The sequence below is a fragment of the Streptomyces sp. cmx-18-6 genome (assembly GCF_046548915.1).
In the GTDB taxonomy this organism is placed as follows: domain Bacteria; phylum Actinomycetota; class Actinomycetes; order Streptomycetales; family Streptomycetaceae; genus Streptomyces.
The window spans coordinates 23,336-37,315 of the sequence record NZ_JAEBEP010000021.1 but is presented as its reverse complement, the minus strand read 5'-3'; the positions used below and the strand labels follow the sequence as shown (position 1 = coordinate 37,315).

The 13,980-nt window shown below is 67.8% G+C and carries 9 protein-coding genes and 2 pseudogenes; 10 read left to right on the top strand and 1 reads right to left on the bottom strand.

All coding sequences use genetic code 11. The annotated features are described in order from the left end of the window. The first annotated feature begins 293 nt into the window (after positions 1-293). Positions 294-1,129: pseudogene (locus ACLJPL_RS32390) on the top strand (IS5 family transposase). Here the strand turns inward: ACLJPL_RS32390 and ACLJPL_RS32385 are convergent. Then, positions 1,111-1,446 (bottom strand): hypothetical protein, encoded by a 336-nt coding sequence (locus ACLJPL_RS32385; protein ID WP_367465419.1) that lies wholly within the window; start codon positions 1,444-1,446, stop codon positions 1,111-1,113. The pseudogene ACLJPL_RS32390 and the gene ACLJPL_RS32385 overlap by 19 nt on opposite strands. Positions 1,447-1,861: 415 nt before the next feature. Between ACLJPL_RS32385 and ACLJPL_RS32380 the strand changes: the two genes are divergently transcribed. The 9 genes and pseudogenes from ACLJPL_RS32380 (at position 1,862) to ACLJPL_RS32340 (ending at position 13,952) form a co-directional block, all read left to right on the top strand. Continuing rightward, positions 1,862-2,464: a DNA-binding protein gene (locus tag ACLJPL_RS32380; RefSeq protein ID WP_411084521.1), complete on the top strand. Its 603-nt coding sequence runs from the start codon at positions 1,862-1,864 to the stop codon at positions 2,462-2,464. A 22-nt stretch (positions 2,465-2,486) separates the two neighbouring features. Continuing rightward, positions 2,487-4,685, top strand: coding sequence for a hypothetical protein (locus ACLJPL_RS32375; RefSeq protein WP_411084520.1), 2,199 nt, complete (start codon positions 2,487-2,489; stop codon positions 4,683-4,685). Beyond that, on the top strand, positions 4,685-5,398 hold the full coding sequence (locus tag ACLJPL_RS32370) for a helix-turn-helix domain containing protein (protein WP_411084519.1): 714 nt from the start codon (positions 4,685-4,687) through the stop codon (positions 5,396-5,398). The genes ACLJPL_RS32375 and ACLJPL_RS32370 overlap by 1 nt, the downstream gene beginning before the upstream one ends. 157 nt (positions 5,399-5,555) lie before the next feature. Then, a complete protein-coding gene (locus ACLJPL_RS32365; RefSeq protein WP_411084518.1) occupies positions 5,556-6,131 on the top strand; it encodes a hypothetical protein in 576 nt (191 codons plus the stop codon). A gap of 76 nt (positions 6,132-6,207) precedes the next feature. Continuing rightward, positions 6,208-6,375 (top strand): annotated as a pseudogene (locus ACLJPL_RS32360) (IS3 family transposase); the annotation flags it as partial. Between the two features lie 91 nt (positions 6,376-6,466). Then, on the top strand, positions 6,467-7,411 hold the full coding sequence (locus ACLJPL_RS32355) for an XRE family transcriptional regulator (RefSeq protein WP_411084517.1): 945 nt from the start codon (positions 6,467-6,469) through the stop codon (positions 7,409-7,411). Positions 7,412-7,557: 146 nt separating this feature from the next. Next, on the top strand, positions 7,558-9,384 hold the full coding sequence (locus ACLJPL_RS32350; protein WP_411084516.1) for an ATP-dependent nuclease: 1,827 nt from the start codon (positions 7,558-7,560) through the stop codon (positions 9,382-9,384). Between the two features lie 380 nt (positions 9,385-9,764). Next, positions 9,765-10,940 carry an exonuclease SbcCD subunit D gene (locus ACLJPL_RS32345; RefSeq protein WP_392708636.1) on the top strand — a complete coding sequence of 392 codons (1,176 nt, stop codon included), beginning with the start codon at positions 9,765-9,767 and terminating at the stop codon, positions 10,938-10,940. Further along, entirely contained in the window at positions 10,941-13,952 is a 3,012-nt protein-coding gene (locus tag ACLJPL_RS32340) for an AAA family ATPase (protein WP_411084515.1), read from the top strand. Positions 13,953-13,980 lie beyond the last annotated feature (28 nt).

Sequence of the window (13,980 nt, the reverse complement as noted above, 5' to 3'; positions counted from 1 at the left end):
CCGGGCCCGGCATGAGCGCACTTCTTCACCAGCGTGAACGCCACTGCGCCGGGCCGCTGTGGCCGAAGGGGTGACGCCGCTTTCACCTCGAAGAAGGCGTAAGCACCCCTGACTCTCCCGCACTTGCTGTCACTCCTGCCCTTGACGACGACGCTGTCACGAACTGCCTTTGCCTCTCGGCCGCATGGCGGCTCATCGCGATGCGGGCGTCCTGCGCGCCCCCTAAGAACTCCTAACGAAATGATCTTCGAGGTGGTTGGATCGATCCGGAACTGACGATCCGGGGGTGCAGGGTGGCGCGGCCGAAGCCATGGGAAGTCGACGATGAACTGTGGTCGGTGGTCGAGCCACTGCTGCCGAAGGTTGAGCGTCGGGCCCGGCACCTTGGGCGCAAGCGGCATCCTGACCGGCTGGTGTTCCAGGGCATCCTGTTCGTCCTGCACACCGGGATCGTCTGGGAACACCTGCCGCAGGAACTTGGCTTCGGGTCGGGCATGACTTGCTGGCGCCGCCGGCCGAGTGGACCGAGGCCGGGGTGTGGCCCCGACTGCACGAGGTCCTTCTCGCCGAGCTCCGTGGCGCGAACGCCCTGGACTTCTCCCGGGCGGCGGTCGACGGCTCTCACATCCGGGCTTTAAAGGGGGAGCCAAGACCGGACGAAGCCCCGTCGACCGGGGCAGGACGGGCAGCAAGCATCATCTGATCACCGACGCCACGGGCATTCCGCTCGCCGTGACCCTGACCGGCGGCAACCGCAACGACGTCACCCAGCTCATCCCGCTCCTCCAGGCTGTACCGCCCGTGCGGGGCAAGCGTGGCCGGCCCCGGCACCGCCCTGATGTGGTGCTGGCCGACCGCGGCTACGACCATGACAAGTACCGCCGCCTGGTCTGGGACCTCGGTGTGAAGCCGCAGATCGCCCGTCGCGGCACCCGAGCACGGCTCCGGCCTGGGCACCCAACGCTGGGTCGTCGAGCGAGCGTTCGCCCACCTTCCCTGGTTCCGCCGCCTGCGCATCCGCTGGGAGATACGCGATGACATCCACGAAGCCTTCCTCAGCCTCGCGTGCAGCATCATCCGCTGGCGGCGGCTGAAGGAGCTCCGGTCTCGTCAACTGCAGCTGTCCTGAGTGGCCCCGAAGCCGCGATCTTGGACCACTGGAAAGACCTGCTGTGTGGTGGTGATCCAGATGTCGATGTCGGCATGAGACGACCTGATGGCGCTGATCAGCGCCTCGATCACGTCCAGCTTCGGCTTGCCGACGTTCAGGCTGAGCTCGTCCATCGACACCTCTTGGTACGACATGACCAACTGCCACCAAAACCGCATGACGAAGCGGCATTCCTGCGGGTCACGATCGTCTGCGAGGCGGTCATGAACGACCCTCTGGACGCGCCGCCGCTGCTCATCATCACGAAAGCCGCTGTTGAGGTCAGTCAGGGTCACGTCCGGACAGTAGCAACTGCTCGTTCACGCCCCCGGGCACGCCTTCAAGCCCGCGTAGGACATTCCGTTAGGGGTTCTTAAGCCGAAATCCGCTCTCCGGCCCCCCACTCCTCCTGGCGGCGCCCCTTCGGGGTGAAGGAAGAGAGCCTCGGCCGAGCCGGGGTGAAGCTGCAGCACGGAAGCCGTGCGGTACGGGGCCTGCGTCCCCGTGCTGCCCCCGCCAACTCCCCTTCACCGGAAGCTGCGCACCAAGCAGTTCGCGACCTTCAGGTCTGGGCACGGGCCGGTTGCCGTTCGGTCTTGCCTGTTCTCGAACTAGATGCAAGCCAGATCAGATAACTGAGTCGGCTTGCCTACGGAGAGAGTTGGCGGTACGTTCGCAAGGACAGAGCCTCGATCGGGGAGGAGCCAGGCAATGCTGCTCACGACGGGGCAGGCTGCTGAGGAACTCGGCTGCGCCATCACTACTTTCCGCCGCCTTATTACTGCAGAGGTCCTGCCCGGTCTCTCCCGCCGAGGCGTGCGGGTTATGACCCCTCTTCAGGTTGTACAGGCCCTGCGGGAGCGCCCTATCGCTCCCGTGGAGCACCTGGGTGTGAAGGAGATCGGTGTGCTGCGTGTTGATGCTGCCCGCCAGGCCGGTGGTCCTGAGGGGCAGCGGACCGGCTTCTCGTCCAGGCTTGCCCCAGGGGAACTTCTGGAGAGCCTGCGGGGCGGGTGGCGCTGCGATGCCGCCAGTGTGGCCGCCGGGGGAGTGCTCCCGGTGACCCTCTCCGGTTACGTGGTGGCCGTCCTGGCAGGCCTGGGGACATGGGAGAAGAGGGAAGACGGGCGGCACGTCTTCCCGGACGCAGTCCTGGCCGGGTATGTCACGGACCTGGCCACCCCGGTCAAGCGTCTGACTGCACCGCGGTCGGCTGATCGGGACGTCGCCGACCTCCTTCTGGGCGCCCGTCTGCCCTCCCACTCTGGCGGCGCGATCGCGTACGTCTCCACCAAAAGCTCTTCCGCCAACTGACCTGCAGGTGCAAGGAATTGTGATGGACGCAAAGACCTACAACGCGGAGCTGGCCGAGCTGCGCGCCCTGCGGGACGGCATCAGGAAGGCGCAGGCCGCGCTGGAGAAACTGGAGACGGACCGCGCCCGCAAGATCACCGCGCTCGCGGGATACGAGAAGGCGAAGGCAGAGCGCATCGCGCCCGCCGCCGGACTCAGCCTGGCCGACATCGTGGCGATCGCCCCGATCCTCGCCCCCGACCGGCTCATCACCGCAGCACAGCCAAACCCCGTCCCCGTGCCCCCGTCGCCCGAACCGGCAACTTCGCCCGCCGTAGCCGTCCCAGCCCCCGAGCCCGCCGGGAACACAGCACTGCGCAGCAGCACCGAACACCCACAGCCCCCCTCCCAGGCGGGCACGGTCGCCCCGGCCATGACCTGCCCCGCCACTGAACCGGCAGCGGAACCGGAACCGCACGCAGATCCTTCAACGCCGCCCTCCGCCCCGGCCCCGGCCGCCTCCGCTCCTCCTGCGGCCCAGGCAGCACAGCGCACCCTTCCCAGCATCCTCGAAGGCCCTGAGGGGAATCGTTGGTTCGCCCATACCGCGAACCTCGCCTCCACACACCCGAACTTCACCCAGCAGGCCCGCAGCACTGTTTTCCTCGACACGCACACCGGTGTGCTGGTCCACCGCGACCAGACGTTCCGCATCGACCTGCCGACCGCCAGCGCCGCGGAGATCCTGAACACCGTCTTCCACGTCCTGCCCGGCGGCGTCGAGCGGATCTACATCACCGCGGGCGCCCCCTGGCACCGGCAGGCCGACCAGCACCCCTTCCTCAAGGACACCGTCGCCGCCTGGCTGAACGCCCCCACACCCGGCTGGCGCACGGACACCGGCCGTGGCAAGGACCGGCTGGCCGGCCACTTCGTCCACCCCCGCAACCCCGTCGGCCGCTACCAGCGCGAACACGGCGAGCAGCATGTCGAGATCCGGTCGGCGGGGGAGTGGTTCGACACCGAAGGCACCGAGCCCGCCGTCATCCGTGACGCGTTCGTCCTGCTGTGGAAGGCCCTGCGCCGCCACTGGCCCGATGCCGTCCTGATGGGCTCACCGTCCCAGACCGGCCGTGACCTGTGGACTCGCACCATCCCGACCAAGGGCCAGTACGCGGACGGCTACCCCGTTCTGTCCGAAGAGCTCCGCGGCCTCTTCCACGCCACCGCAGGGCAAGGACGCACCGAACTCATCACCCCGCCCCACGTTCCCGCACAGCTCCCCGCCCTGGTCGAGTACGACCGCACCTTCGCCTACGCCAAACACACCTGGAAATCCGGAGTCGGCACCCCCCGCCGCGTCACCGCGGCCACCTTCGCCTCCTGGTCACAGAAGGAACAGACCAAAGCCCTGTTCGCCTGCGGCCACTGGCACGTCCGCGTCACCGTCCCCGACACCTGGACCCACATCGGGATCCTCCCCGCACCCGCCCCCGGCGACCGCGCCTGGCACTACCCCGCCACCCCCGGCACCACCTTCACCACCTGGGCCGGCGGACCCGAAATCCACACCGCCCTGTCCAACCCACACACCCCGTGGAAGATCGAGATCCTCGACGGGATCCTCTTCGACGACGGCAAACCACTCGACGACTGGTCCAAGAAACTCAAGGAAGCCTGGTCCTCCCTCACCGCCCAGGCCGACCTGAACGGCGACCCCGACCAGCGCACCGCCGCCCACCTCGCCGCCCGCGCCGTCCGCGCCCTCCTCCTTTACGGAATCGGCGCCTTCGCCCAACGCCCCCGCACCGTCACCGGCACCACCCCCCGCACCATGGAACGCGACGTCCCACCGGACGCCGAAATCATCGGCTTCGACGACCAGACCATCACCTGGCAACGCCCCACCGGCTTCACCCGCGACCCCAACGCCCACCCCGAATGGGCCGCCCACATCTGGTCCTCCGCCCGCGCCGCCCTGCTCTCCCAGCGCCACCGCGACGACAACACCTACGCCGGAGCCCTCCACGCCCCGCCCGGCACGATCGTCGCCTTCCGCACCGACGCCGTCTACCTCACCCAGCCCCAGAACTGGCCCCACCACGGCCAGCCAGGCGACTACCTCAACAAAGGCCACCTCCCCGGCCCCATCCCGGCCCCCGCCACCGAAGACGAACTCCTGACCCTCCGCGACAAGGGCCGCGCCGCCCACCACGCCGCCCCCACCCCTGAGGGGGCCTGATGTCACCGCGCCGCAGGAACCGCCCGGCACCGCACCGTAACGAAGCAGCCCGCCTCGCCGACCAACTCCAACAAGCCGGCTACACCAAACGCGACATCGCCCGCATCATCAACCGCGACGCCTCCCTCGTCTCCCAGTTCTACACAAAGAACAAGGGCGCAGCCTTCGTCCCCGCCCTCACCCAGGTCCTCACCGCCGTCCACACCGCAGGCATCAGCGACATCACTGAACTCGCCTCCATCGCCGCCCCCCACACCACCCGCCGCACCACCGCCAGCGGAACCAGAGCCCGCGTCCGCACCAAAGCCGTCCTCATCACTCCCACCGGCACCGGCACCGGACGCGCCGGAGCACAAGCCATCGCCTCCGGATCCGCCCGACTACGCCCCCTGATCGCCGAAGCCGCCCGCCAGGGCCTGCGCCTGGCCTTCACCGTGCGCCTCGCCAAGACCGGATACGTCCACGTGTCGGGAAGCCGCACCGACTCGCCTGGCATCCGCCGCGGCGTCATCCAGCGTGCTGATCACACTGAGGAACGTTCTTACGGATCGGCCGCAACAGGCGGCTTCTCGGCAGCCGATATCGCCCGACGTGTCGATGCGGCGGGCGGAGACGTCACCGCAGCCATCCACCGGTGGCTTGTCGAAACCGGGCGCATCCACGCCGACGCCCACATCACTCACCTGGAAATCCGTACCTGGCACCCTCGTTGACCTCGCCGGGGCCGCAGCGGCCGCACAGCCAACCCACCAAACAGCCGGAAGCGATGCCAGGCAGTCGCGTTCTAGCCAGGCGGACTGCGAGGTTGGCCTGTTCCGGGTGGGTACCATCGTCGCTACACGCCCCCCACGTTGAGAACCGAGGACTTACATGCCTGGAAACCTTCCCGTTCAGAGTGTCACGGCCGACTATGCACAGCGGGTCGCTGATGACCTGGCGGCGAACCGTAGCGAGCAGGAGCGCGTGCGCAGCGAGCTGGCGCGGTTGCAGGACGAGCTGGTCCGTCTGGAGGACAGCGAGCAGGTCCTGACGAAGATGCAGGAAGTGCTCGGCGGCACGCCCAAGCAGACCGTGAAGCAGCGCAAGGGCGGCAAGGGGGCCACGGTTCCCGCGGCGCGGGGCTCGAACCGTAAGAAGGCAGCAGGGAAGGCGGCTGCCGCCGCTGGGCGCAAGGGGTCCAAGAAGGCTGTGTCGCCCAAGAAGGCGGGGGAGCCGACGTGGCTGGAGCTGACCATCGCATACCTGGGAGGGCAGAGCGAGCCTAGGTCGGCGGCAGAAGTAGCGGCCTCGCTGACTGAGGCGCACCCTGAGCGCACGGTCCAGGTGACGGTGGTGCGTAACTCTCTGGAACAGGGCGTTGCACAGGGCCTGCTGGAGCGTTCCAAGCAGGGACGTTCAGTCTTCTACAGCCCCACCGCCCCTGCCTCAGCTCCGTCCGGTTCTTAGCCAGAGCCGGTTGCTTCAGACAGGTAGTCGGCAAACCCGCTCATGCCATGAGAAGGGGACTGCTGCACGGAAAGGTGACGTCCTCGACCGCCGCACCTGGGCCACCCGCCAGGAGTTGCGGATCGCGATCGTCACCTGGATCGAGCGGACCTACCAACGGCGCCGACGCCAGAAGCGCCTGGGCCGATTGACCCCCGTCGAGTACGAGGCCATCATGACCCCACCCGCAGCCCTGGCTGCATAAACCCCGCTGTCACTCGACCACGCAGCAGTCCCAAGCGCTCGCGCTGTGGCTACGTGCCCAGCGCGAGCGCCGAGGCGTCACCTACGCGGCGATGGCGAAGCTGATCAACTACCAGTTCACCGCATCGATGCTCTCCCGCGGAGCGAGTGGAAAAGTTCCTTCACGTGAACTCGTCAAAGCCTATGCGAAGGCCTGCGACGCCGACCCCGCAGACGCTCTGCGCCTGTGGAAGGCTGCCCGACGCTCCGAAGAGGAACTCCGGCGTCGTAGAGAAGCGGCCACCGACTTCCAGGACCTGGCCACCTCGGTCCGCTCCGCCCTCACCCACCCAGAAGTCATCGAGACCTTTGGCCAGCTGCGCCGGGCCATGATCCAGGAGCGGGCCAGGGAAGGGCAGCCCTCCCTGGGCTTCCTGCAAGCCGAAGCCGGCTGCAGAGTTGATGGCCGGTACCGGCTGCCCAAGAGCAGCCTGAGCGCCATCCTGCGCGGAGCGGCGATCCCCTCCCGTGACCACATCACCGCCTTCATGGAAGCAGTGGGCGCCTCACGGAGGAAGGTCAGACGCTGGGAACAGGCGTGGGACCGCATCACCGGAACACACGTCCGCCAACCCGGGAGGGCCATCCCGCTCCGGCCAGGCGAACTGCCGGCCTCCAGTCCCCCCCGAACCACCCGTACTGCTCGTGACCTCATCCGAGAACATCCTCGACTTCGAATACCTCCGGGACCAAGTAGTGAGCGACTACCTGAACAGCGAAACTCCCCCCATCTGGATGGGCCCCCAACGCCCCTACCCGCCGGCCGGACAGACCCGCTCAGGCCTGCCCATCCGAACCCCACGACGCTACGAACGCCCCTCTCACCGACTTCAGTTCGTCCAACGACTCAGCCATTCTGCTCACGCCCCCACCGCCCTTCGAGCCCGTTCCTCCCCGGCTCAATCCACAGAAAAGACACTGCACTTACGCCTGCCGAAGGGCATCCGATCATCGGGCTGCGAGGACCCGGGCAGCCGCGGGCTCACGTGACTGGCTGAAACGGCCGGGCCGTTGCCCAGCACCACTTAATATGACGTCCTGCGCTTATGGCGCAGGTGCCTCATCAGCATGCGGGACATCGGCACGCCACACCCCTGTCCGGTCCGGGCCGGGCCGGGCCGGGGAGATACGGAGCAGTTCTCACGTGCACCTCGACAGCTTCTCCGCCTCCGGGTTCCGCTCACTGACAGAAGTCGCCGACATCCCCGTCAGCTGCCCGACCATCCTTGCCGGGCGCAACGACGGCGGGAAGAGCGCGGTCCTGACGGCTCTGTCCTTCCTCCTGGGAGTGCACCGCCTGACGGACGAGGACCGCACCTACCTGCAGGGCGACGGTGCCACCGGCCGTCGCTGCGACCAGACATGGGTCGAGGGCGCCTTCACCCTGGACGAAGCCGAACGCGCCCCCGCGGAACTTCCCGGCACGATCAGGATCCGGCGCATCGCACGAGCCGGGGAACCGGCCTGCTGGGAGTACTTCGGCCAGCAGCCGGCCGACACCCGGCTGCACGGCCTGGACCGGCTCCTGAAGCAGCCGCTCGCCGACCTCGTCGCGGAGTTCGGCCTCTCGCCGGCCAGCTCTCTCAAGGAGGACCTGCTCGCCGCCGTCACCGCCTACGCCCGAACCGCACCGCAGATCGAGCAGTGGCAGCCGTTGCCCAAGAACCTCGAGACGCGCCTGCCGCGTCTCCTCATGTTCGGCGGCAAGGACGAGCGCCCCGACGACGCGGTGCGCACCGCGCTGAACAGCTGCTACGAAACCCATTTGGAGGACGAGGCGCTCCAAGGGCAGGTGCGGCAGATCGAGGCGGAGATCACCCAGCGCCTGGAGAAGGAAGCCGATTCGCTGTGCCAGCACATCCGCCGGCACTGCAGCGAGTTCGTCGGTGTCCAGGTCAGGCCCGAGGTTTCGTTCAAGAGCGGTTTCAAGAGGGCGCCGCTGGAGGTGTCACGGGCCGACGGCGAACCTGTCGACCTGACCCGGTCCGGCCAGGGAAGCACCCGCCGTATCGCGCTCGCGGTGTGGGAATGGACCAGCAACCTCCTGGCAGAGGCCGAACTGGCGTCCGCGGGTGAGCCGGATGCCGAGGCGCCGACCCAGACGATCGTCGTCTACGACGAGCCCGACACCCACCTCGACTACCGGCACCAGCGCACGGTCATGGACATCATCCGCAAGCAGTGCGCCCTACCGCACGTCAGTGTGATGGTCGCCACTCACTCCATGAACCTCATCGACGGCGTCGACATCGCCGACGTCGTCCACCTGGGACTCAACGACCGCGGCCGGACCGTCGTGGAGCGCCTGGAAGACGACTGTCACGACGGAATCGATTTCCACCTCGGTCAGATCGCCGCAGCACTGGGACTGCGCAACTCCGTCCTGCTCCACGAACGCTGCTTCCTCGCAGTGGAGGGGGAGACCGAGCAGCAGTGCATCCCCCTGCTCTTCCGGCTCTCCCAGGAACTGTCCCTGCAGTCAGCCGGCATCGCCCTGTGGGCCTGCGAGAACAACGAGGGAGCCCTCCACCTGGCCCGCTACCTCGTCCAGCGCAAACGCTCGGTCATGCTGATGATCGATGCCGACAGCCGCACCAATAAGCTCTTCAAGGACGAAAAGCTCCGCAAAGCGGGCCTCGACCTGGACAAGCAAGTCGCCTACGTCGGCGAAGCCCTCGGCTTCAACGAGCTGGAAGAACTCTTCACCGACGAACGCTGGGCCACGGCCGCCAACCTCCGATGGCCCCGGCCCGCCCCCCTGACCTGGAGCGCCGAGGACTTCACCGCGCACCGCGGCACCAAGAAGTTCAGCGCCCGTGTTCTCGACATGATCAAGAGGGAGGCGGCGGAGGCCAGCCCCAACGGAAAACCGGCCATGCTCAACGGCCTGGTCACCACGCTCACCGCCCCCGAGGACGTTCCCCAGCAGCTACGAGAGGTCTTCGGGCAGCTTCAGGAACTCGCTCACTGACCGGACGCCGGCCGCTGCGTGCGATGTGCCCGCATACGCTCTTTGCGCTGCTCATCGGTCGGTGTCTCCCAGGCATGCCAGCCCACCGCTTCCACCCATTGACGGGCATGGGAGCGAGCATCGATCCCACACCACCTGCACCCGCCCGGCGCGGGAAAACAGCCAGCACGAGCAGACTTCGGAGAGGTCATCTCTCCTCCTTCCCACCCCTGTATCTTCCCTGCCGGCACTGACAATCACGCTTGGTGACCAAGCCTCGTCAGTACTGCTCCAGAAGGGTGCAGAAACCTTCCTCCCATCTGCATCCATCTCCGCATAAGCAGCGATGTTTATCCGAAAACCCACCCACACCTCAGACCGTCTGACTACGGTCACCTTGCATGAGGTTTCTGCACACTTCGGACTGGCACCTGGGCCGCCGGTTCCACGGAGAAGACCTGATCGACGCCCAGCGTAAAATCCTTGATCACATCTGCGACACTGCCCGCAACGAGCAGGTCGACGCCCTGCTCATCGCCGGAGACATCTACGACCGGGCCATCCCCAGCCTGGACGCGGTACGCCTGTTCAACCAGGGCCTGAACCAAATGGCCGACCTCGGCATACCAGCCATCATGATCAGCGGAAACCACGACTCCGCACACCGCCTCGGAGTCGGCTCCGCCCTGCTGGCCCGCACCGGCGTGCACCTGAGGACCGACCCGGCCCACACCGCCACCCCCGTCCTGCTGGAGAGCCCCACCGGCACCGTCGCCGTCTACGGCGTGCCCTACCTCGAGCCAACCCTGGTACGCACGCACCTCGAAGCCGAAGAAGCCTCCCACCAAGCCGTCCTCAGCTCAGCTCTGGACCGCATCCGCGCCGACCTCGCCGCCCGCCCCGCCGACACCCGCTCCATCGTCCTGGCCCACGCTTTCGTCACCGGTGCGACCGGCTGCAGAAGCGAACGTGACATCAGCGTCGGCGGCGTCGACCACGCGCCCGCGTCCGTCTTCGACGGCATCGACTACGTCGCACTGGGCCACCTCCACGGCGCCCAGCAGGTCAACGACCACATCCACTACAGCGGCTCCCCGCTGGCCTACTCCTTCTCCGAAACCGGACACACCAAGTCCCTCACCCTGATCGACCTGCCACCCCACCCAGCAGCCCCCACCGTCACCCGCCGCCCCCTCCCAGCAGACCTCCAACTACCACTGGCCCGCCTGACCGGCCGCCTGGAAGACCTGCTGACCGACCCGGCCCACGAACCCCTCACCAAAGCCTGGCTGCACGTCACCCTCACCGACACCGCCCGCCCCTACGAACCCATGGCACGCCTCAAACAGCGCTTCCCCCACACCCTCGACCTGCAACACCTCCCCACCGCCATCCCCGCCCAGGCCACCACCACCCCCACCTACAGCGAACGGCTCCGCGGACGAGGCGACCTCGACATCACCCACGACTTCATCACCACCGTGCGCGGCACCCCGCCCAACGACGAAGAGCACAGCCTCCTCCAGGAAGCGATCGACACCTCCCGCGTAAACGCCCAGGAGAAGGAAACCGTCTAAATGCGCCTGCACACCCTGCACCTGCAGGCCTTCGGACCCTTCGCCGGCACCCACACCGTCGACTTCGACGCCCTGTCCGCAGACGGCCTCTTCCTCCTCCACGGCGACACCGGCGCCGGCAAGAGCACCCTGTTCGCCGCGATCTGCGTCGCCCTCTACGGCGAGCCGCCCGTCGACCGCAACCTCAAGCTCCGCAGCGACCACGCGGCCCCCGGTCTCCTGACCGAGGTGACACTCGAGGTCACCCTCGCCGGGAAGCGCCTGAAAATCCGGCGGATCCCCGCCCAGACCAAACGGAAAGTCCGCGGCGACGGCGAGACCGCGCAGAAAGCCGAGACCTACCTCAGCGAATGGTCCCTGAACCCCGCCGGACAGGGCCGCTGGGAAGCGCTCAGCAAGTCCCACAGAGAAGCCGCGGACGAGATCAAAGCCCTGCTCGGCATGAGCCGCCAGCAGTTCTGCCAGGTCGTCCTCCTGCCACAGAACGAGTTCACCAAATTCCTGCGCGCAAGCGCCTCCGACCGCAAGGACCTGCTCGGCAAGCTCTTCCACACCCACCGCTTCGGGTCCGTCGAGAACTGGCTGGCAGCACGCAAGAACACCATCGCCGCACAACGCGACGAGGCACGCACCGACGTCCTGCGCCTGGCCGAACGCACCCAGCAGCAAGCCGGACCAGCACTCGAACCCGAACACGGCGCACCCCAGACGTCCGACCCCGTCACCCTCACCGCCCCCGCCCTCACCTGGGCCACCGCCCTGCACACCAAAGCCACCACCCTCGAGAAGGAAGCAGCCACCGCCGCCACCCACGCGAAACAGGAACTGGCCGCCTTCCGCGACCGAGAAAGCGCCGTACGCGACCTCGCCGCCCACCAGGAAGCCCACCGCACCACACGCAAACAGCTCGACACCCTCGAAGAACAAGCAGAGCACCACGCCGACCTCGACCGACAACGCCAACGCGCCCTGCAAGCCCACAAAGTGGCCCCGCTCCTGGCCGCATCGACCGCCACCGCAGCCCAGCACACCCGCGCCCAAGCCGACGAACACGACGCCCGCACCCTCCTGGAGCCTGAACACACCACCCTCGACTCCACCGAGCTCACCACTGCCGCACAGCACCTGCGCGCCACCATCGGCGCACTGAACGCCCTGCTCCCCGACGAAGCCTCCCTCCAGCGGCACGAAACAGACCTGCTGAAACTCGACAGCGAGCGCCAGCAACTCGCCCAAGACCTCACCGACGCCGAAGCCTGGCTCAACGACGCACCGCAACGCCGCAAAGCCCTGCAGACACGCCTGGAAACCGCCCGCACCGCCGAAGAAACCAGCCACCGGCACACCACAGCCCTGGCACTGCTCACCGACCGCATCAGCGCCGCGAAACGCCGCGACTCCTACACAAGCAAGATCACCAAGGTCCAGCAGGACCTCCTCACGGCCCAGACCGCGACGAAGACCGCAGCCCAGGAACACATCAGCATCCGCCGCCGGCGCACCGACGGCATGGCCGCCGAACTGGCCCTCCAGCTCACCGACGGCGAACCCTGCGCCGTCTGCGGCTCACCCACACACCCCGACCCCGCAGCCCCCCACCCCGACCAGCCCACCGCCGCAGACGAACAGGCCGCCGAAACCCGCCACACCACAGCCCAAGAGACTCAGCAAGCCCTCCAGGACAAGCTGCGAGAACTCACCGAACAGGCCGCCACCGCACGAGGCGAAGCAGGAGGAGACATCCCCCTAGCCGACCTCACCGCGGAGCACACCACACTCCAGCAACACCTCACCCAAACTCTCGAAGCCGCCGCCGACACCGGCCCCGCAACCGAAGAACTCCACAGCCTGGACCAGCAACACACCCGCACCGAAAGCGACCGCACCGACACCGCGACCCGGCTCGCCGCCGTCGACACCAGCTACGACCGGCTCGCCGCCCAAGCCCAGGACCTTGACCACAAGCTCACCACCGCCCGCGCCGGCGCCCCCACCCTCACCCAGCGCATCACCGAGCTCACCCAGACAGCCGACCGCCTCACCACCGCAGCCGACCGCGCCGCCACCACCGCCCACACCGCGACAGACCACCAACTCGCCACCGAACGAGCAGAACAAGCCGCCCGCACCACAGGATTCGACTCCCTGGACAACGCAGCACAAGCACTGCTGAGCGACGACGACCTCCGCGCCCTGGAAGAAGAGATCAACCAGTGGCGCGAACAGCGCGCAGCCGCCACCTCCCGCCTCCAAGACCCCGACCTCACCTCAGCCGCGGCCCAGCCGCCCGCCGACCACGAAGAAGCCACAGCGCAACTCACAGCCGCCACCGCCCACCACACACGCGCCGCCACCACAGCCGCACACGCCACCGAACGCACCCGCGCCCTCGGCGCGCTGCGCACCGAGCTCACCACCCACATCCAGCGCCTCGAACCCCTCGAACACGCCTACCGCACCGTCGACCACCTCCACGCCCTGATCAACGGCACCTCACCCAGCAACCGGCTCCGCATGCAACTCGAGGCATACGTCCTGGCCGCCCGCCTCGAAGAAGTCGTCGCCGCAGCCAACACCCGACTCGCCCCCATGTCAGAAAACCGCTACACCCTCATCCACTCCGACGACCGCGCCTCCCACGGCGCCCGCTCCGGCCTCGGCCTCAAAATCACCGACGCCTGGAGCGGAAAAGACCGCGACACCGACACCCTCTCCGGAGGCGAATCCTTCTTCGCCTCCCTCGCCCTCGCCCTCGGCCTCGCCGACGTCGTCACCGCCGAATCAGGCGGACAAGCCCTCGACACCCTCTTCATCGACGAAGGCTTCGGCACCCTCGACGAAGACACCCTCCACAACGTCCTCGACACCCTGGACTCCCTCCGCGCCCACGACCGCACCGTCGGCGTCATCAGCCACGTCCCCGAACTACGCCGCCGCATCACCCACCGCCTCCACGTACGCAAAGCCACCACCGGCTCCACCCTCGCCGTCATCACCGAAGCAGCCGAATGACCCCCGGGGTGCGGTGCAACAATGCCAC